The following is a 17,924-nucleotide window of genomic DNA, read 5'->3' on the forward strand; positions in this document are numbered from 1 at the left end:
GAGGTGCGGTTGTCGGGCGGTACGGCCGCGGTGAGGTCGCTGTTGAGGACCCGTGAGGCGATGCTCTTGGCGACTTCGGGCTACTCGGGCGGGTTTCCGTCGGGCACCGCCTCGAGCGTGTGCTGGTCGGTGCGATCGATCCGGGTGTGGAAGGGGCGGCTGATCCGGTCGAGCAGGCTGCCCAGCCAGGTGGTGTCCGGTCCGGTGGTCGCGCGTAGCCGCATGCGCTGGGCCTGGAGCGGAATCATGGTCAGCCGCGCCAGGCGACCGCTGTCCGGATCGATCGACGGCAGGTACATCACGTGCAGGTCGGAGCGGTACTGCTCGTGGCCGCCGATGCCCTCGTAGTCGTCGATGAAGTCACCGCACCCGTACAGGATGAGCTTGCCGTGGTAGATCTCGATCGGCCGGGGATGGTGGGAGGAGTGTCCATGTACGACGTCCACGCCCCTCTCCACGAGGTCGTGCGCGAACCGGACCTGTTCGTCATCGACGTGGTAGCCCCAGTTGGGTCGCCAGTGGACGGTGAAGACTACGACGTCGCCGCGGCGCTTGACACGCTGTACCTGAGCGCCGACCTCCGCGGCGGTGCGGCTGGACAAGTCGGGCAGCAGGCGGACGCCGGCACGGTCACCGGTCGCGGCCCAGCCCGAGGGGATGCCGCTGTCGCGGGTACCGGCGGCGAAGACCACGACCCGACGGCCGCCGTCGACCGGGACCACGGCGGGCTGCTGCGCGCTGGAGGCGTCCGGCCCGGCGCCGGCGGTCTGGATGCCCACGGCGGAAAGGCCGTCGAGGGTGTCCGCGAGGCCTTGCGTACCGAAGTCCAGCACGTGATTGTTGGCAAGGCTCACCACGCTCGGCCGCGCGGCGGTGAGACAGGCGATGTTGGCGGGGTGCATGCGGTAGTGGATGCCCTTGCCAGGTGCGGGCACGCCGCGATCAGTGACGCTGGTCTCCAGATTGATGATCCGGGCGTCGGGCCGAAACTGTTCCAGCCGCGGGAGGGTGTCACCCCAGGGCCATGACGGTGGGACCGGCCGGGGGATCGGGCCGTGCGCCGATTCCGCCAGCGCGACGTACTCGTGGGCGTCGCGCACGTATCCCTCCCACAGCGCCCGATCACCGGGGTGCGGCAGGATCTGGTCGACGCCACGACCCGTCATCACGTCGCCGCACAAGAACAACATCATCGGGGTACAGGTATGCCCAGCGGCCCGCGGCTCAGCGGTCGGCGTTCAGGTCGCACAGTGTCGTAGCCATGGCAGGCGACTACCCAGCCGGAGGACGCCTACACGTTCCCTTGGCCATTCGAGGACGGCGTGGGCGGGCGACGGCCTGCGGGCTGCTGGACCGCTACGGGCGGGTTTCGCCGACGCCCGCGGCTTCTACGTCACCAGCTCGTGAGTTGCCGCTGTCTGGGGTTGATCACGCCTGCCGGGTTCGCGCGTGGCTCATCGCCCACTCGAGCGCGTGGTCGGCAACCTGCTCCCAGCCGGGCAGGCCACAGGTGAAGTGTGGGCGGTCGGGAAACTCGTAGGTCTCGGTCGTCGCTTCGGAGTTGCGGTACTTCTTCGCGTTCGAGCGGTTCACCGAGGGCGGCATCAGGTGGTCTTTGCCGCCCATGATGAACAACAGCGGCGCGCGGTCGTCCAGGTCGTAGTCGATCCAGGTCTCCTGGTGGCCCGGCTTCCAGTTGGCTATCAGACCGTAGGCCCACACCCAGTTGCCGGGCGCCGGGATGTGGAAGCGGTCGTACGCCGCGTCGGACTCCTCCCGGCTGCGCGTGTTGGCGAACACATAGTGGAACTGCTCCTTGGTGAAGCCCACCGCGCGGTGCCGGGTGGCCGGCTTCGAAAGGAACGGGAACAAGGACTTGATCTGGGACGGCGGGTTCACCCGCACGCCCTCGGGCGGCGCCGAGTCGATCACCACCGCGGCGGCGCCCAACCCGCGGTTGACCAGGATTTGGGTCAGAGTCCCGCCGAAGGAGTGGCCAATGATGATCGGTGGACGGTCCAGGCTCTCGACCACCTCGCTGAGGTGGTCGACCGTTGCGGGGACGGACGCCTCGGCGATGACCTCGGGCTTTTCGCGCAGCGCCTCGACCTCGATCTCGAATCCCGGGTACGTCGGCACGACGACGTCATGCCCCTTCGCCCGGTAGTACTCCACCCAGGGATTCCAGCTTCGGGCGGTCATCCAAAGCCCGTGGATCAGCACGATCGGCGGGACATTGGTCGTCGGCTCGCTCATGGCGCTCCTTCCGATGGGGCACCAACAATCGTCGCAACCCGCGAACCGCGGTCGCCTCACCCCGCGGGGATGAAGTCGCGGCCCGCCGCCGCTGCCGCGGATGTGTCGACCTTTTAGGGCGTCGGGTCTGGCGCCGTTTCTGGCGACGACTGCGTGGACCGCTGAGGGTTTCGGACCTCTGCGACCGCGTCGGCAAGGGCTTCCACTCCGTCTGTGATGGCGCGTTCGGTGAGGGTGGCGTAGCCGAAGATCAGCCCGCCTGGTCCGGCGAGGTTCAGTCGGTACCGGGAGACACCTTGCACGACCAGTCCGTGCCGGGCGGCGGCGGCCACGACCGCGGCCTCGTCGAGGTCGTGCGGGAGCCAGGCCACGACGTGCTGGCCCGCCGCGACTCCGACCGGTTCCAGTTCGGGCAGCCGAGTGCGCAGTGCGGCCAGGAGTGCGTCGCGGCGGCGGCGGTAGACCGGGCGCATGCGCCGTAGGTGCCGGTCGAACTCGCCGCGGGTGAGGAAGTCGGCGAAGGTCAGTTGGTCGATGACGGGAGAGCCGCGGTCGGCCAGTACCTTGGCCGCCGTGATCTCGTCGACCAGGTGTGGCGGCGCCAGCAGCCAGCCGAGGCGCAGCCCTGGCGCCAGGGTCTTGCTCGCTGTGCCGCAGTACACGACGGTGTCGGGGGCCAGCCCCTGCATGGCGCCGACGGGCGAGCGGTCGTACCGGTACTCCGCGTCGTAGTCGTCCTCGATCACCACGGCGCGGCGGCGCTGCGCCCAGCCGATCACCCGGGAACGCGCGGTGGCCGAAAGGACCCCGCCGGTGGGCCACTGGTGCGAGGGCGTCAGTACGACGGCGTCGGCGTCGGTATGTTCCAGTTCCTCGACGAGAATGCCGTCCGGCCCGACCGGGACGCCGATCACGTCCAGGCCGGCGGCGGCCGCGACGAGGCGGGCGTCGTCGTCCGGGGAGGGATCCTCGACGGCCAGCCGGCGGGCGCCCCGCGCCGCGAGCACCTGGAGCAGTAGCGAGACGCCCTGGCCGTAACCACTGCAGATCACGACGTTCTCCGGGCGGGCGGACGTGCCGCGGACGCGGTTGAGGTAGTCGGTCAGGGCTGCGTGCAGTTCGGGCACGCCACGCCCGTCGAGGTAGGCGAAGCGTTCGTTCGGTGTGGTGGTGAGGACCGTGCGCACCGAACGCAGCCAGGCGGCCCGGGGGAACGACGACACGTCGGTGCGGCCGTACCCGAAGTCGATCCGGGCCGCCGGCCGATCCCCGCCGCGGCGACCCGGCGGCGCCGGAACCGGCTCGACCGCGACCTGCGTGTAGCCGCCCGCTCGACTGGTGAGGTAGCCCTCGGCGACGAGTTGCTGGTAGGCCTCGACCACGACGCCGCGTGACACTCCCAGATCGGCTGCGATCGTGCGGGTCGGCGGCAGGGACGTCCCGAGACGCAGCCGGCCGGCCCGGATGCTGCCCCGGATCGAGGCGGCGATCTGCCGGTGCAGCGGTTCGGGCGCGGACCGGTCCACATCGATGAGCAGGTCCTCCGCCGTACTCGAATTGGTCCTGATTTGGCCCATGCAATCGGACCTTACCGGGTGTACCGATTTCCGTCAGGCTCAGACATATGACGACAGCGACCAGCCCTCGCCTCGACGGCCGCCTCCTCACCCCGGGCGACCCGGGTTACGACGCGGCCCGCACTGTCTGGAACGCCATGATTGACCGTCGCCCCCGGATGATCGTGCGGGCCGCGAGCGTCGCCGACGTGGTAGCCGCGGTGCGCCTCGCCCGCGAACTCGACCTGGAGATCGGGGTACGCTGCGGCGGGCACAACGTCGCCGGCCTCGCTGTCCCCGCGGACGGCCTGATGATCGACCTGACCCCGTTGAACGACGTTCGGGTCGACCCGATCCGGCGGCGCGCCCGGGTCCAAGGCGGCGCGCTGCTCGGCGCACTCGACCGGGCGTCGCAACCGTACGGCCTCGCCACGACCGCGGGCAACGTCTCGCACACCGGGGTCGGCGGCCTGACCCTCGGCGGCGGCATGGGCTGGCTCGCCCGCCAACACGGTTTGGCCTGCGACAACGTCGCCTCCTACACGATGGTCACCGCCGACGGGGAGGTCGTGACCGCGAGCCGGACCGAGAACCTCGACCTGTTCTGGGGTCTGCGCGGTGGTGGCGGCAACTTCGGCATCGTCACCGACTTCGACTTCCAACTGCACCACACCGGAACGCAGACCCTGGTCGCCGAGTTCGACTTCCGTGCCGAGGACGCCGTGCCGGTGCTCGAAGGCTGGCGGGACCTCAACGCCGTCGCGCCGCGGCAGGCGACCTTCACCGCCGATGTCCGCAGCACGGCCAGCGGCCCCATCGCCACCGTCGGCTTCGTATGGGTCGGCGACCCGGCACAGGGTCACCGGTTGGTGCCGGCGATGCGCGCGCTCGGGCGCCCGGTCGCCGAGCGGGTCACCACCCCGTCATACCTCGAACTCCAGCAACGCGACGACACCACCGGCGGCCACGCCTACCGCCGGTACTCCAGCGCGCACTACCTGCGGCAGTTCCCCACCGCCGCGATCGAGGCGTTCCTGCTGCGCGGCGCGACAGACCTGCACGGCGGTACCCAACTGCCCGGCGTCGGCCTGCAGGCGTACGGCGGCGCGATCGCCGACGTCGCGGACGCTGACGCCGCGTTCAGTCACCGCGGCACCACGTTCGAGTTTGGCGCCGGCTCCCGCTGGACCGAGCCATCCGAAGACGACGCCCGGATGGCAGCGGCTCGCAGGGCCGGATCGGCGCTCGACCCGTACGCCGACGGCGTCTACGTCAACTCGCTCGCTGGCGACGAGGGGCAACGCGGGGTACGCCGTGCGTACCCGGCCGCCAAGCTCGCCAGGCTGACCGCCCTCAAGACCGTCTGGGATCCGCAGAACGTTTTCCACCTCAACCACAACATCCGGCCCAGCCACGCCTGAGCTGGCACCGAGACAGATGGAAAGGACGCTCATGACCTCCACCGCTCCCACCGACCAGCTCAGCACGCGCAGCCAGCAGCGCCGCCGGCTGTTCCTGCCGGGCCTGGCCGCAGCGGCTGCCGCCGCCGTCACCGTGACGGCCGTCGCGGCCATCGCCATGGCCGTCGGCGTCGATTTCGAGCTGCCCGACGGCGGCGAGTCGATTCCGCTGTTCGGCTTCACACAGCTCACGTTCACCTTCAGCGTCGTGGGCATCCTTATCGCCCTGGCGATCCGCCGTTGGGCGTCCCAACCGGCACGCATCTGGATCCGCACCGCGGTGGCACTCACCGCGCTGTCGCTCGTACCACCGTTTTTGGTCGATGCCAATCTCGCCACCGAGTGCACGCTCGTGCTAGCACACCTGATCGCCGCCGCGATCGTGATCCCTGTCATCGCCCGTCGGTTGGCTGCCTGACGATCGTTCGCCGCGGCACACGGGCGTGAGTGTGGAGCGAGGCCGGCAGCCCTCCCACCACGCCCGCCCAGCCGGCCGACGGTCACCCGCGCCGGCGAAGCGGGGCCAAGGTTAGCGGCCACTAGCGAAGGCGGCGGATCAACATGAGAGCGAGGTCGTCATCGACTCTCACGGACGCTGCGGGCTCAACGTTGGCGCCGCGATAGGCCACACCTCGCCCGTCTGGCAGGTATCCACGGCGCAGGTACATCAAGTGGGCCGCGGCGTAGTCGGCGTACAGGCCGACTCCGATACCGGCGGTGTCACTTCTGGTCGCGATGAGACCCTCGGCCGCGTCCATGAGGGTCGAAGCGATTCCTCGACGTCGAAACTGAGGCAGCACGTTGAGGTCGACGATCTCCGGAACGCCAGCGGCGCGGAACGGTGCATAGTCGCTGGTCCAGCGTACGGTCAGGTAGCCGGCGAATCCGCCGTCCCACCATGAGACGAAGGCGGCCCGCGTCCCGGCCTGCTGGCCGCGCGGGCCCTGATCCGCCGTTCGGTCGGCTGGCGGCGACGTCGTAGGTAATGCGCTTGTCGGCTGGGCCGGCAGAGCGGCAATACGAAGCGATCGCTGGCGGCGGCATGAGCCTGGGCTTTGCGGTCAGCACCGCGCGCGGAGTGCGGCATGAGCGGGTGTCTCGCATGGCGCTGGGCGCGATGCGGTGCAATGCGACGACCGTTCACGGGTCCACATCCCGGAAGTCGACGATTCGCAGCGGCCCCTACGGTGGCGTAGGCGGCCGAGAGGTTCGGTCTCGGCAAGGACCTTCGACCGCGGCGCTATTGTCGACCGCACGGAGGCGACATGACGAAGATCGCGATCATCGGCGATGTCGGCGGGTGCGTCGTGCAGTTGGCGGAGGCGATCGGGCCGATAGTCGAGGACCCGGACGCGCTGGTGATCCAGGTTGGTGACCTGATCGACCGAGGCCCCGACAGCTCGGGGGTGCTGGCGCTCGTTCGGCAGCGGTTGGACGCCGGCGGGTGCGGCTGGATCCAATTGATCGGCAACCACGAGTCGCAGTACCTCGGCGGCGAGCCGTTCTGGCCGCAGAAACTCGCCCCCGCCGACGTCGAACTGCTGCAGACGTGGTGGATGAAGGAGTGGCTGCGGGTGGCCGCCGCAGTACGTACCGCGGACGGGGAGGAGCTTCTGATCACCCACGCCGGTCTGGGCGTGGAAGCGTGGCGGGCTTTGGGTGCACCAGTGACCGCGGGCACCGCCGCGGACCTGCTCAACACCAGGCCGGAGGAGCTGCTCTGGCATGATCGCGGACCGCTGTGGGCCGAGGCCGGCCCGGAGGTCTACCAGTCCTGGCTACAGGCTGAAGAACCCGTTCCTTTCGGCCAGATCCACGGCCACTCGACCATCGTGAGCTACCGGCGGCAGACTTGGTTGTGCGGCGAACGGATCCGTCAGCGCTCGACCGTCGACTGGACCGCCCGATACACCGTCACCCGCATCGGCGGCTGCCGCTTCATCGGCGTCGATCCCAAACACGGCACGACCGGCGCGCCGACCTGGTCTCCGCTCATCTTGCACGGTGCCACACTCCTGAGCTGATCGGCACACTGACTGTCGAGTCCTCACGCATTGTCCGACGATGTTGGTATGTGCGCCCCGCTGATCGTCGCTGGACCACCGTTGGAGGGTAGTTGTGGCTGAGGTGGCGCTGCGGCCGATCGACGACTCCGACCTCGATGCCTTGTTCGAACAGATGCGGGATCCCGAGTCTGTGCGCATGGCCGCCTTCACGGCCGAAAATCCCGATGACCGCACCGCGTTCGATGTCCACATGGCGAAGGTCCGGACGTCGCCGGAGGTGACCACCCGGGCGGTCACCGTCGATGGACGGCTGGTCGGCAGCATCGCCAGCTTCGTGGTTGATGGCGATACCGAGGTCACCTACTGGATCGACAGGTCCTTCTGGGGGCAAGGCATCGCCGGCCGAGCGCTCGCCCTGCTCCTGGAGTCGGTTCGCGTGCGGCCCGTCTTCGCCCGCGCCGCGAGTGACAATGTGAGATCGCTCAAGGTGCTGCAGAGGGCGGGATTCGCGATCGTGGGCACGGAGATCTCGTTCGCCAGTGGACGACGTATGGAGATCGAGGAAACGATCCTGCGCCTCGACGAGCCCGCGAAGACCGCCCTCTCCGATGTGGCAAGCGGAGTGCGGCAGCCTTAAGGCCAGCACCTGCGAGCCGTTGCCGAGTTCGTAGGCGGCCTCGGCCACACTCACGCCAATCAGGCGTCTGGCGTGAACGGTCCCGTTCATGACTCGACCGTCGACGAGATAAGCCTGCACCACGTCAAACAACTCGGCCGGCTCCAGCCGCTGGCGAGTCAGCCTGGCCCACCCGGCTTCGGCCGCGGCGACCGCGATCGCGACGGCCCCGACAACGGCCTCCGGATGTGCGTGGGTCACCTGCGCTGAACGCATGGCCTCCAGCGCGGCGGTGCGGCTGTCGCCGGCGTGGAAGGCACCGAGCGGAGCCACCCGCATCGCCGCGCCGTTGCCCATCGATCCCTGCCCGTCGAATGCCGCCGCGGCGGCCTCTCGCCAGGGTATGCCTTGACGGATCTGACGAAGCAGGACGACGGCACCACCGCCATAGCCGCGGTAGGGCTCGAAGCTTTCCGCGAACCGCGCGCCAGACGGTCCTGATCGATACCGCCGTGCTGGCGCAACTCCTCGACGATCGAGCAGGCCATCTCGGTATCGTCGGTCCACGGCCACGGCGCGCTCGGCAAGCGCCCGCCCAAAAGCGCAGCGAAATCAGATCCGGGAACGAAGAACTGGGCGCCCAACGCGTCGCCCACCGACAGCCCCTCCAAGCTGTCGTAACACAGGTCCAGCATGGTCATGTTCCAAGTGATCCTGCCAGACCCGACACGCGCCCGGAAGCCCGCAACGACAAACCAGGTCCCGCGACGTACCTCTCGGCAGCATCGGGTGTAGCTGATTAGCCGGCCTCCTCGTGCTGTTCGAGCCACTGCTGTACCGCCGCAACATCAGCATCGGTCAGGCCCAGGTACGGGTCGACGCGGTGCAGCAGCGCCGGTTGCACGTGGTGCGCGGCGACCAGGAATTCCTCGACCTCGTCGGTCCAGAGGAACGGATAGGCGCCGGGCGCCGGCGCCGTTCCAGGAGGCGAAGTGGCCGCGTCGAAGCCAACTGAGCGGTCGGTGAGCCGTCCCGTTTCCCCGGCGGCGTGGCGAGCGGTGACACCATGGCGGGCGTGTCCTCTCCCCACGACGACGTCCTGCTGATCCGTGACCTGATGAAGGCATTCGCAGCCGCCGCTCACCCTGCTCGTACAGGCCATACAGATCATCGAGCAGCGTTCTCCCGCAAACCCGCAACCGATCGCCGAGCAAGCGGGCACGCAAGGACGGCACCGATTGATCCTTTTGCTCGACACCGTCACCTCCCCACCCGTGTCGCGCCCGCCTAATAGGCTCTGGCGCGTGGATGAGACCTCGACGGTGTACCAGGTGGCAGCGGACCGGTTCGTGACGGCCGAGGTGGGCACGCGGAGTGCGGCGGCGGAGGCGTTGATCGCGCTGGCCGCGGCCGATCCGGAGTTGCGTCAACCGGTCGCGGACACGCTGTGCGCGTGGTTGCGTACGCCGCCCGCTGACGCGGCCGGGGAGTGTCGCGTGGTGCTGCGCTTGCTGACCGACCGGTTGCGTACGACTGGCGGCGGGTGGGAAGGCGTCAGCATTGACCTGTCGGGTGCGACGCTTGTCGATGTCGATTTCCGTGGTTGCCGGCTCGGCGGCGCCGGGTTCGCCGACGCCCGGTTCGTTGGCACCGCTGTCTTCGACGGCGCCATGTTCGACGATGATGCCCTGTTCCAGCGAGCGGTTTTCCACGGCGACGCCTCCTTCGCCGGTACGGGATTCGGCGGCCAGGCCGTGTTCGGCCGCGCCCGGTTCCGCGCACGGGCGGACTTCACCGGCGCGGCGTTCAGCGGCGTGGCGTGGTTCGGTCGGGGCACCGATACGTGGTGGGACGACGACGAGGCTTGGGACACGGTCGAGGAGATCGACCCGGCGCCGTGGGACGAGCTCAACGAGGACGATCCAGAGTGGCCGGTCGCGGTGCTCATCGAGGACTACCAGGACTGGGAGGAGGGCGGCGACGGGGCGCGCTTTGCCGCCGATGTGTCCTTTGTAGATGCCTGCTTCGACGGGCCGGCCTGGTTCTACTACGCCCGGTTCGGTGCGGCGGCGACGTTCACCGGAGCGCGGTTCGCCGGGCGGGTCCACCTCGACCAGCCCGCCGTCGACCTCACCGGCGCGTACTGGGCCGGCGGCAACGAAGACGGCGAGTCGGTGTGGCCGTTGGGCTGGACGGTGCGGCCGGCCGATGGCGGTGACCTTGTCCCAGACACCTCGGTCGCGCCGTACACCGGGCAGCTCGCCGTCGCCGATCCCGCCGTCCGCGCGGCCGGCCTGGGGATTCTGGCCCAGCTCGGCGACGACCGGCCAGAGCTGCGGCAGCGGGTTCTGGCCACGCTCTGCGCGTTTCTGCGGATCCCCATCCCGTTCGACCTGCGCGCGAACGGCCGCACCGCCGAGCAGGTCGCGCTGCTGAGCCTGCGGCAGCAGGCACAGGAGATCATCACGCGGCGGCTTCGGCCCGGCCCGGGACAGTGGCCAGGCATGAACCTCTGGCTCAGTGGCGCCACGCTCGTCGACCTGGACCTCAGCGGCTGCGAGGCTCAGTTCGTCGAGTTGACCGGCGCCCAGTTCCACGGCACGACCCGGTTCGACGGCAGCCGGTTCGGCCAGGCGTCGTTCACGCTGGGCGGGCCGGAAGGCCGGGCCACGTTCCACGGCGATGTCGTGTTCGGCGGCGACCCGCCCGCCCACGTGGTCCTGCACGGCGCGGTCGCCTGAGCCGCCGATCAGGTCAGAAACTGCCGGCACCGCGCGCCAAGCACACGCTCTGGCCAAGACCCGTCGATGACGACTGCCCCCGCAGGCGCCGTGCTGGTCTTCGACGGCGTGTTCCTCATGCGCCCGGAACTAATCGATCGGTGGGACTTGCGCATATTCGTGTCGACCACGCTCGAGAAGACCGTGGATCGTGCCGTGATCCGAGAGCACCGCGTGTCATCTCGGGCCGAAGTCGAACGGCGCTGGCGCGAGCGTTACATCCCCTCCCAACAGTTCTACTTCGCTACGGTCCGCCCGACCGATCACGTCGACATCATCGTGCACAACGACGAGCCCCACCAGCCGGTCTGGGCGACCCAAGCACACTAGGTCACTGGCTCAGCGCCGGTGCCGCACTCGGCGCGCGATGCCGTCCCTGGCCCACTGGCTCCCCCGCCCGAGCGGGTCGGAACCAGGAAGCCGTTGCCTCCCTGCTCGCCGGCTACAACACCGCAGAGCGACATCTTGCATTCGCGGTCGGCCGCCAACCTCCGGTCGTCGATGACCTGCACAGCTACTTTTCAGTCCCGGTGGCTAGCGGCGTGGGGGAGTCTCGGCCGGGGGCTTCGGTGAGGTAGCCGACGATCATGTCGCCGAGCATCGTGCGGTAGTGCTCGCGGTTGGCCGGGTCCATGAGGTCGCGGCCGAAGATCGTGCCGAACGTGTGCTGGTTGGCGACCCGGAAGAAGCAGTATCCGCTGATCATCATGTGCAGGTCGACGGCGTCGATGTCAGCGCGGAAGAGGCCGGCGGATCGCCCTCGCCGGAGCAGGTCCTGGATCAGGCGGATCGCGGGCGTGTTGAGGGTGACGAGGCCGGGCGCTCGGGCCAGGTGCTCGGCGCGGTGGATGTTTTCGGTGCTGACCAGCCGGATGAAGTCGGGGTGGGCCTCGTGGTGGTCGAAGGTGATCTCCGCTAGCCGGCGGATCGCGGTGACCGGGTCGAGGTGGTCGACGTCGATGCTTTGCTCGGCCTCGCGGATCTGGGCGTATGCCCGCTCCAGGACGGCGATGTAGAGCTGCTCCTTGCCGCCGAAGTAGTAGTAGATCATCCGTTTGGTGGTGCGGGTGCGGGCGGCGATCTCGTCGACGCGGGCGCCGTTGTAGCCGCGGTCGGCGAACTCGCGTGTGGCGACCTCGAGGATCTCGGCGCGGGTGCGGTCGGCGTCCCGCTGGCGGTCAGGGAGGGCTGGTGCCGTCATCGCGTCGCTCCAAGCCGTTGACGAGGTCTTGACGAAGGATTGTGCCGCACGAGATAACTAACGTACTAGTTCGTACATTAGGAGGCGGCGTGGAGGCAGCCCACCTCGCGGGGCGGATCCTGATAGGGCTGGTCGGGGCGGGTATCCGTACGTCGCTGAGCCCACCGCTGCACGAGCGTGAGGCCGACCTGCAGGGGCTGCGCTACCTGTACCAGGTGATCGACATCGACGAGCTGGGGTTGCCGGTGGGAGCGACCGGTGACCTGCTGGTCGCCGCGCGCAGGTTGGGCTTCCGAGGGCTGAACATCACCCATCCGTGCAAGCAGGTGGCGCTGGGCCACGTGGACGAGCTGTCGCCGGACGCCGCCGCGATCGGCGCGGTCAACACGGTCGTCTGGTCCGGGGGCGTGTCGATCGGCTACAACACCGACTGGTCGGGCTTCACCCAGAGCTTCGAGCGCGGCCTGCCCGGCGCCTCGCTGGAGAACGTGGTGCTGCTCGGCGCGGGTGGGGCCGGTGCCGCCGTGGCGCACGCCGTGCTGTGGCTCGGTGCCGAGCGGCTGACCGTCGTCGACGCGGACGCCCGCCGTGCGGCGGCACTCGTCGACGCCCTGGCGGCGCGCTTCGGCGCGGACCGGGTCGGTGGCGGCGGCCGGGAGCTGACCGAGGCATGCCTGGGCGAGGCCGACGGGCTGGTCAACGCGACGCCGGTCGGCATGACCGGGCATCCGGGCGTCCCGCTCCCGCTGGGGCTGCTGCGGCCGGAGCTGTGGGTCGCCGACATCGTCTACCGTCCACTGGAGACGGAGCTGCTGCTCCACGCCCGCCGGCTTGGCTGCCGGACGCTCGGCGGCGGGGAGATGGTCGTCTTCCAGGCCGCGGAGGCGTTTCGCCTCTTCGCCGGCGTGGCACCCGACGCCGAGCGGATGCTGCGCCACTTCCGGTCGCTGACCACTGTCGACGCCGGGGCCGGCGGTGCGTGAGGGCGGCCTGCGCGGCCGGACCGGGGCGCGGGACACACGCCATTGGGTGCCCCACACCCCGGCCGCGGGGTTACCGGCAGAACGGTTCGCGGCCCATGGCGGACTCGATGCCGCCGAGGACGTGCGCGAGGAAGTACGCGTCCCCCTCCATGGGCGTGGCGGTCCAGGCGTCGACGGCGTGGCCGAGGGTGGTGACCCAGGAGCGGCCGCCGTCGTAGTACTGGCACCACGAGACCGGGTGCTTGTCGCCGTGCCCGGGGTGGCCGAGGCCGCCCCTCGTGCCGCGTGCCATCGTGTCCTCGTCCACTGTGGCCAGTATCCGCACCTGGGACGGGAACGGGACGAGGTTGTACCACTCGTCGCTGAACGCCCACCGGCGCGGCAGGCCCTCGGTGGAGACGTCCTTGCGGCTCTCGATCTGCACCACGCCTGGCTGGTTGGGGCCGTGGTCGTAGAAGTTGGCGCCGCCGAGCAGCCCTTCGTACCACTTCCAGTGGTACTCGGTGCCGAACGCGTTGTGGATGCCGACGAAGCCGCCGCCGGCGCGGATGTACTGCATGAGCGCGGTCTGCGCGTTGTCGTCGAGCGTGTCGCGGGTCGTGCTCATGAAGATGACCGCGTTGTACCGCCGCAGCGAGCCGGCCGAGGAGAGCTGGGCGACGTCCTCGGTCCAGTCGACGGCGAAACCGTTGTCCGCGCCGAGCTTGCGCAGCCCGTTGACGGCCGCGTTGGCCTCGGTGAGCGGGGGATTGAGGCCGGGGCCAAGGGCTGGGCCGAGGTGGGCGTGGCGCGGGCCGACGGTGCGGCTGTAGACCAGCACCCGGTACCCGTTGGCGGGGTCGAAGTTGCCCCAGTCGTGGTAGCAGGCGGGGTTGGTGCCCCGGCAGACGCCGTAGTCGGAGTAGCCGAGGTTCTGGGCGCCGCGGTCCTCGGGCTTGGGCTTGTTGGCGGATGTGGGGATCGCGGTGCTCAGCAGCAGGACGGTGGCTGTCAGCACGGCACCGAGGGCAGCGCCGAGCAGGGTATGCCGCTTAGGCATGTGGGCTCCTTCAACGGTGAATGGGGTCGCACGGATGGTCCGCTAGATGGACCGCTCGTACCGTCTAGAGGTTTGCCGAATATAGCCCTGGCCCACCTGTCCGGCAAGCGTCTGAGGCGTGGAGATGAAGGATTTGTTTCGGGGTCGAGTCTTGTGGGGCGACCATGAGCGGCCGTACGGTGAGACCGTCCAGCGGATCTACCGCACCACCTAGCGGATCCAAGTCGGTTCTGTTGCTTGGAGGTGATGGCCGTGGCGGCCACAAAGCGAGACCCCAAGGCGCGGCGAGCGTGGCAGCGTCGGCGGATCGAGTGCCTGGAGACCAGGCGCGAGGTGACCGCGTACTCCGGGGACACCGGACCGTGGCTACCGGTCCGCGACCGCTGAGCCGGGAGGAGTTCACCGCTGCGCCGACCGGCTCGGCGCCGCGGCTCCGGAAGGCGGACCGCGCCCGCTGGCGATGCCGAGGCCCCCGCGATGAGGTTGCGAATGCTCGGCACCGCCGCGGGCGGCGGCGTTCCACAGTGGAACTGCGCCTGCGACGGCTGCGCGGCCGCCCGTGCGGCCGGCGTGAGCCGGACCCAGGACTGCGTCGCCCTCAGTGGCGACGGCCGTCACTGGTACCTGCTGAACGCCTCACCGGACCTGCGCGCGCAGATCCTCGCCACGCCGGAGCTGGCGCCCGGCCCCGGCCGCCGGGAGACGCCGATCCGCGGCGGGCCGCGCGCGGTCGCCACGGTGGTCGGCTCGAAGCGCCCCCGCTACGCCGCGGCCTCCGGTGGCGCGGACTGGGTCGTCGCGTACCGGATCACCGACCCGCGCACCGGCGGCACGCTGGTGTACGCCCCCCGCCTACCGGCGCTCGTACCGTCGCTCGTGGACGGTGCCGACTGTGCCGTGCTGGACGGCACGTTCCTGCGCGAGGACGAGATGGTGGTGGGGACCGGCGGCGGCCGCACCGCGAGCGCGATGGGGCACCTGCCGGTGGCGGCCTCGCGACGGGCACTGCCGCCCCGGCCCGGACGGCGGCTGCTCTACACCCACCTCAACAACACCAACCCGCTCGCGGTCGGGGGAGGTGAGGACGTTGCGGAGGACGGGCTCACGCTCACTCTGTGACCGCCGGCCCCAGGTACGTGGGAAGGATGTCGGGCGGCATGGGGCCCTTGTTGCGCCGGCCCTGCTGGCTCTCCTCCCATGCGTGGGCGAGGATCCCCACGCTCCGCCCCAGCACGAAGAGCCCTCGGGCCAGCGGTGCCGGAAAGCCCAGCTCCGCGTAGATGATCGCGGTGGCGCCGTCGATGTTCATCGGGATCGGCCGGGCGCGACCGGTGTTGAGCGCCGCCTCCACCGCCCGCCCGGCGCGCAGGTAGGCACCCTCCACAGTGCCGTCGGCCACCGCCACCTCCACAAGGGACAGCAGTGGATCCTGACGGGGGTCGACGGTGTGGAAGCGGTGGCCGAAGCCCGGCACGTACGGCGACCGGACCCGCCAGGCGGCGACCGCGTCAGCGGCGGCCGTCGCCGGCTCGGCGCCCTCGGCCTGGCGGCGCACCACATCACCGAGCAGCTCCACGCACTGCTGGCCGGCGCCGCCGTGCGAGTCGCCGAGCAGGTTGACGCCGGTCGCGACCGCGTTGTTGAGGCCGACGCCGCAGGTCGCCGCGATCCGTGCCGCCGCGATCGACGGCGCGTGCGGGCCGTGGTCGACCGAGGCGACCAGCGCCGCTTCGAGCAGCCGCGCCTGCCCCTCGGTGGGCGGCTGGCCGCGCAGCATCAGCCAGATCACCGAGGCGAAGCTCGTCGTGCCGATCAGCTCCTGCACCGGCCGCCCCCGCAGCTCGATCACGCCGGGCTCGATCCGGGAGACCCCGGTGGCCCACCAGTCGGAAACGTCGCGCAGCTCGCTCATGCGGCCTCTCCGGAGGTGGCGGGATGACGCAGGTCGGCGTTGTGCTGGCCCAGCAGGGGCGGCGGTGTGGTCGGGCGCAGCGGACGGCCGTTGACGAGCACGCCGTTGCCGCTGACCCGCAGGCGCCGGGCCGACCCGTCGGGAAACGGCAGCTCGGTGAAGAAGCCGCGGTGCCGCAGTTGGTCGAGCTCGACGGCCTCCGGCACGGTGAGGATCCGGGCCGCAGGCACTCCCGCGCTGGAGAGCAGCGCCTCCCACTCCGCGGCCGGGCGCTCCCGCAGCGCGGTGTTCAGCTCGGCGTTGAGCGCGCTCCGGTGCCGCTTGCGGGCGTCCCGCTCGGCGAACCGCGGATCGCGCAGAAGGTCTTGCCGTCCCACGAGTTGGCACAGTGTCTCGAACTGTTCCTGCTTGTTGGCCGCGATGTTCAGCGGGCCGTCCGCGGCGTCGAACGTGCCGGAGGGGGCGGCGGTGGCGTTCTGGTCGCCCATCGGCTGGGGTGCGACGCCGCTGACGAGGTAGTTGGAGACCGCCCAGCCCATCGCGGAGAGCGAAGCCTCCAGCATGGACACGTCGAGATGGCTGCCCTCGCCGGTGCGGGCCCGGCCGGCGAGCGCGGCCGTGATCGCCAGCGCGGCGACCAGCCCGCCGACCGAGTCGCAGACCGGGAAGCCGACCCGCAGGGGGGCGGTGTCCGAGGTGCCGGTGATGCTCATCATCCCGGACAGGCCCTGGATGACCTGGTCGTACGCGGGCGCCTGGCTCATCGGTCCGCTCTGGCCGAAGCCGGAGATGGCGCAGTAGACCAGCCGAGGGTTGAGCTCGCGCAGCCGGTCCCAGCCGTAGCCGATGCGCTGGAGAGTGCCGGCCCGGAAGTTTTCCAGCAGCACGTCCGCGTCGCGCAGCATTTCCTCGAAGCGGAGCCGGCCGGCGGCGTCCTTCAGGTCCAGCTCGACCGACCGCTTGCCGGCGTTCTGGGCCAGGAACGAGGCGCCGATGCCCGCATCGTTCAGCTCCGGCTCAGGGCCGAGGCGCCGCGCGAGGTCGCCGTGTCCGGGCAACTCCACCTTGACCACGTCGGCGCCGAGCAGCATCAGCTGATAGCTGCAGTACGGCCCGGCGAGGACGTTGGTCAGGTCGAGGACCCGGACACCGCTGAGCGGACGGTCAGGCATTCGCGTACTCCTTCGGGGGCGCCGCGGGCGGGGGCCCGGGCCGGCGGGTCAGGCGGTCGCGAGTGGATGGTCGAAGCCCCGCTCCGACATGCGCGCCGCGACCCGCTTGAGGTCGTCGACGAACTCGGCGATCCGGTCGTCGGTGAAGCGGATCGTGGGGCCGCTGAGCGACAGCGCGGCCACCACGGCCACGGACCGGCCGGTGACCGGCACCGCGACCGCGGAGAGGCCGGCCTCGCGCTCGCCGGCGCTGGTCGCGTAGCCGGTCTTGGCGACGCCGTCGATCCACTCGCGCAGCGTGTCCACATGCGACTCGCCGTAGGGCGAGCTGCGGGCGACGCGGGCGAGCAGGGCGGGGGACGCGTCGCGCAGCAGCACCTTGGAGGAGGCGCCGGCCCACATCGGCAGCTCGTCGCCGACCTGCACGACGTGCCGCAGCGGCTGCGGGCTCTCCTGCTGGGCCACGCAGACCCGGTAGATGTCTCGGGCCACGTAGAGGTTGACGGTCTCCCGCTGACGGCCGGCCAGGTCGCGCATGAGCTGCTGGGTCTCTGGCGGGAGCTCCCAACTGCGCCGGGCCAGGTGGGCCCAGCGCCACAGGCCGGGACCGGCGGTGTAGCCCTTGGCGGTGGCCCAGAGCAGGCCGGCCTGCTCCAGAGTCTGCACGAGCCGGATGACGGTGGTTTTGGCCAGGCCGGTCTCGTCGACGATCTCGCGGATGCTCACCACCGGGCGGGCGTCGGTCAGCAGCGACAGGATGTCCATGGCCCGTTGCACGCTGCGAACGCCGCCGGCCTCGGACGCGTCGGCCGCGTCGGACCGCGATGCGTGTGCTTGCTGTCTGGTCACGGACTCCATGTTCTCGTGCCTCCCGGGACGGATTCACATCCCCGTAACGGTTTCGGAACCGGCTATTGCCAGCGGGCCTCGCCGCCCGTACGTT

At 70.4% G+C, this 17,924-nt stretch carries 18 protein-coding genes and 2 pseudogenes; 9 read left to right on the forward strand and 11 right to left on the reverse strand.

From position 1 onward, the window contains the following. Positions 1 to 80: 80 nt before the first annotated feature. The 3 genes from ACFFIA_RS05460 to pdxR all read right to left on the reverse strand — a co-directional run bounded on the left by ACFFIA_RS05460 (position 81) and on the right by pdxR (position 3,833). Complete coding sequence (locus ACFFIA_RS05460) at positions 81 to 1,193, reverse strand: CapA family protein (RefSeq protein ID WP_377246350.1); 1,113 nt, start codon at positions 1,191 to 1,193, stop codon at positions 81 to 83. Positions 1,194 to 1,428: 235 nt separating this feature from the next. Further along, complete coding sequence (locus tag ACFFIA_RS05465) at positions 1,429 to 2,256, reverse strand: alpha/beta hydrolase (protein WP_377246353.1); 828 nt, start codon at positions 2,254 to 2,256, stop codon at positions 1,429 to 1,431. A 113-nt stretch (positions 2,257 to 2,369) separates the two neighbouring features. Continuing rightward, entirely contained in the window at positions 2,370 to 3,833 is a 1,464-nt protein-coding gene (pdxR, locus tag ACFFIA_RS05470; RefSeq protein ID WP_377246356.1) for a MocR-like pyridoxine biosynthesis transcription factor PdxR, read from the reverse strand. A gap of 47 nt (positions 3,834 to 3,880) precedes the next feature. Here pdxR and ACFFIA_RS05475 point away from each other — a divergent pair, with 47 nt between their 5' ends. Both ACFFIA_RS05475 and ACFFIA_RS05480 read left to right on the forward strand, forming a co-directional pair. Then, a complete protein-coding gene (locus ACFFIA_RS05475) occupies positions 3,881 to 5,233 on the forward strand; it encodes an FAD-binding oxidoreductase (protein WP_377246359.1) in 1,353 nt (450 codons plus the stop codon). Between the two features lie 31 nt (positions 5,234 to 5,264). Further along, positions 5,265 to 5,690: a DUF6069 family protein gene (locus tag ACFFIA_RS05480; protein WP_377246362.1), complete on the forward strand. Its 426-nt coding sequence runs from the start codon at positions 5,265 to 5,267 to the stop codon at positions 5,688 to 5,690. Positions 5,691 to 5,811: 121 nt separating this feature from the next. Here ACFFIA_RS05480 and ACFFIA_RS05485 read toward each other — a convergent pair whose 3' ends face one another. Next, positions 5,812 to 6,291: a GNAT family N-acetyltransferase gene (locus tag ACFFIA_RS05485; protein ID WP_377246491.1), complete on the reverse strand. Its 480-nt coding sequence runs from the start codon at positions 6,289 to 6,291 to the stop codon at positions 5,812 to 5,814. A gap of 246 nt (positions 6,292 to 6,537) precedes the next feature. Here ACFFIA_RS05485 and ACFFIA_RS05490 point away from each other — a divergent pair, with 246 nt between their 5' ends. Both ACFFIA_RS05490 and ACFFIA_RS05495 read left to right on the forward strand, forming a co-directional pair. After that, positions 6,538 to 7,296, forward strand: coding sequence for a metallophosphoesterase (locus tag ACFFIA_RS05490; protein WP_377246365.1), 759 nt, complete (start codon positions 6,538 to 6,540; stop codon positions 7,294 to 7,296). 94 nt (positions 7,297 to 7,390) lie between these two features. Next, positions 7,391 to 7,915 (forward strand): GNAT family N-acetyltransferase, encoded by a 525-nt coding sequence (locus ACFFIA_RS05495; RefSeq protein WP_377246368.1) that lies wholly within the window; start codon positions 7,391 to 7,393, stop codon positions 7,913 to 7,915. 120 nt (positions 7,916 to 8,035) lie between these two features. On the opposite strand, the pseudogene ACFFIA_RS42580 reads toward ACFFIA_RS05495, so the two are convergent. Together ACFFIA_RS42580 and ACFFIA_RS05515 are read right to left on the reverse strand one after the other, a co-directional pair. Next, positions 8,036 to 8,595: pseudogene (locus tag ACFFIA_RS42580) on the reverse strand (ADP-ribosylglycohydrolase family protein); the annotation flags it as partial. A gap of 98 nt (positions 8,596 to 8,693) precedes the next feature. Next, positions 8,694 to 9,038 (reverse strand): hypothetical protein, encoded by a 345-nt coding sequence (locus ACFFIA_RS05515; RefSeq protein WP_377246374.1) that lies wholly within the window; start codon positions 9,036 to 9,038, stop codon positions 8,694 to 8,696. A 160-nt stretch (positions 9,039 to 9,198) separates the two neighbouring features. Here ACFFIA_RS05515 and ACFFIA_RS05520 point away from each other — a divergent pair, with 160 nt between their 5' ends. Both ACFFIA_RS05520 and ACFFIA_RS05525 read left to right on the forward strand, forming a co-directional pair. Continuing rightward, complete coding sequence (locus ACFFIA_RS05520; protein ID WP_377246377.1) at positions 9,199 to 10,635, forward strand: pentapeptide repeat-containing protein; 1,437 nt, start codon at positions 9,199 to 9,201, stop codon at positions 10,633 to 10,635. Positions 10,636 to 10,695: 60 nt separating this feature from the next. Beyond that, positions 10,696 to 11,004 (forward strand): annotated as a pseudogene (locus ACFFIA_RS05525) (nucleoside/nucleotide kinase family protein); the annotation flags it as partial. A 184-nt stretch (positions 11,005 to 11,188) separates the two neighbouring features. Here ACFFIA_RS05525 and ACFFIA_RS05530 read toward each other — a convergent pair. After that, positions 11,189 to 11,875 (reverse strand): TetR/AcrR family transcriptional regulator, encoded by a 687-nt coding sequence (locus ACFFIA_RS05530; RefSeq protein ID WP_377246380.1) that lies wholly within the window; start codon positions 11,873 to 11,875, stop codon positions 11,189 to 11,191. A gap of 89 nt (positions 11,876 to 11,964) precedes the next feature. On the opposite strand from ACFFIA_RS05530, the gene ACFFIA_RS05535 reads away from it, so the two are divergent. Continuing rightward, positions 11,965 to 12,858 (forward strand): shikimate dehydrogenase, encoded by an 894-nt coding sequence (locus tag ACFFIA_RS05535; RefSeq protein ID WP_377246383.1) that lies wholly within the window; start codon positions 11,965 to 11,967, stop codon positions 12,856 to 12,858. Positions 12,859 to 12,928: 70 nt separating this feature from the next. On the opposite strand, the gene ACFFIA_RS05540 is transcribed toward ACFFIA_RS05535, so the two are convergent. Continuing rightward, on the reverse strand, positions 12,929 to 13,897 hold the full coding sequence (locus tag ACFFIA_RS05540; RefSeq protein ID WP_377246386.1) for a ThuA domain-containing protein: 969 nt from the start codon (positions 13,895 to 13,897) through the stop codon (positions 12,929 to 12,931). Between the two features lie 252 nt (positions 13,898 to 14,149). On the opposite strand from ACFFIA_RS05540, the gene ACFFIA_RS05545 reads away from it, so the two are divergent. Both ACFFIA_RS05545 and ACFFIA_RS05550 read left to right on the forward strand, forming a co-directional pair. Then, positions 14,150 to 14,284, forward strand: coding sequence for a hypothetical protein (locus ACFFIA_RS05545; protein WP_377246389.1), 135 nt, complete (start codon positions 14,150 to 14,152; stop codon positions 14,282 to 14,284). Positions 14,285 to 14,374: 90 nt separating this feature from the next. Then, the gene (locus ACFFIA_RS05550; RefSeq protein WP_377246392.1) at positions 14,375 to 15,016 is read left to right on the forward strand and encodes an MBL fold metallo-hydrolase; all 642 of its coding nucleotides are present in this window, start codon (positions 14,375 to 14,377) and stop codon (positions 15,014 to 15,016) included. On the opposite strand, the gene ACFFIA_RS05555 is transcribed toward ACFFIA_RS05550, so the two are convergent. From ACFFIA_RS05555 to ACFFIA_RS05565, 3 genes are read right to left on the reverse strand one after another with little or no spacing between them, the layout of a single operon-like run. Continuing rightward, entirely contained in the window at positions 15,006 to 15,809 is an 804-nt protein-coding gene (locus tag ACFFIA_RS05555; protein ID WP_377246395.1) for a citryl-CoA lyase, read from the reverse strand. The two genes, ACFFIA_RS05550 and ACFFIA_RS05555, sit on opposite strands and share 11 nt — an antisense overlap. Next, complete coding sequence (locus ACFFIA_RS05560; protein WP_377246398.1) at positions 15,806 to 16,981, reverse strand: CaiB/BaiF CoA transferase family protein; 1,176 nt, start codon at positions 16,979 to 16,981, stop codon at positions 15,806 to 15,808. Before ACFFIA_RS05560 ends, ACFFIA_RS05555 begins: the two co-directional genes overlap by 4 nt. A 48-nt stretch (positions 16,982 to 17,029) precedes the next feature. Continuing rightward, positions 17,030 to 17,830, reverse strand: coding sequence for an IclR family transcriptional regulator (locus ACFFIA_RS05565; protein WP_377246401.1), 801 nt, complete (start codon positions 17,828 to 17,830; stop codon positions 17,030 to 17,032). Positions 17,831 to 17,924 lie beyond the last annotated feature (94 nt).

The organism is Phytohabitans kaempferiae, from assembly GCF_042433955.1.
GTDB lineage: Bacteria > Actinomycetota > Actinomycetes > Mycobacteriales > Micromonosporaceae > Phytohabitans > Phytohabitans kaempferiae.

Excerpts from the sequence above, each read along its gene's own strand:
- ACFFIA_RS05560 (WP_377246398.1), bottom strand. The coding sequence starts at position 16,981 with ATGCCTGACCGTCCGCTCAGCGGTGTCCGGGTCCTCGACCTGACCAAC.
- ACFFIA_RS05540 (WP_377246386.1), bottom strand. The coding sequence starts at position 13,897 with ATGCCTAAGCGGCATACCCTGCTCGGCGCTGCCCTCGGTGCCGTGCTG.
- ACFFIA_RS05490 (WP_377246365.1), top strand. The coding sequence starts at position 6,538 with ATGACGAAGATCGCGATCATCGGCGATGTCGGCGGGTGCGTCGTGCAG.
- ACFFIA_RS05550 (WP_377246392.1), top strand. The coding sequence starts at position 14,375 with ATGAGGTTGCGAATGCTCGGCACCGCCGCGGGCGGCGGCGTTCCACAG.
- ACFFIA_RS05475 (WP_377246359.1), top strand. The coding sequence starts at position 3,881 with ATGACGACAGCGACCAGCCCTCGCCTCGACGGCCGCCTCCTCACCCCG.
- ACFFIA_RS05465 (WP_377246353.1), bottom strand. The coding sequence starts at position 2,256 with ATGAGCGAGCCGACGACCAATGTCCCGCCGATCGTGCTGATCCACGGG.
- ACFFIA_RS05460 (WP_377246350.1), bottom strand. The coding sequence starts at position 1,193 with ATGATGTTGTTCTTGTGCGGCGACGTGATGACGGGTCGTGGCGTCGAC.
- pdxR (WP_377246356.1), bottom strand. The coding sequence starts at position 3,833 with ATGGGCCAAATCAGGACCAATTCGAGTACGGCGGAGGACCTGCTCATC.
- ACFFIA_RS05530 (WP_377246380.1), bottom strand. The coding sequence starts at position 11,875 with ATGACGGCACCAGCCCTCCCTGACCGCCAGCGGGACGCCGACCGCACC.
- ACFFIA_RS05480 (WP_377246362.1), top strand. The coding sequence starts at position 5,265 with ATGACCTCCACCGCTCCCACCGACCAGCTCAGCACGCGCAGCCAGCAG.
- ACFFIA_RS05555 (WP_377246395.1), bottom strand. The coding sequence starts at position 15,809 with ATGAGCGAGCTGCGCGACGTTTCCGACTGGTGGGCCACCGGGGTCTCC.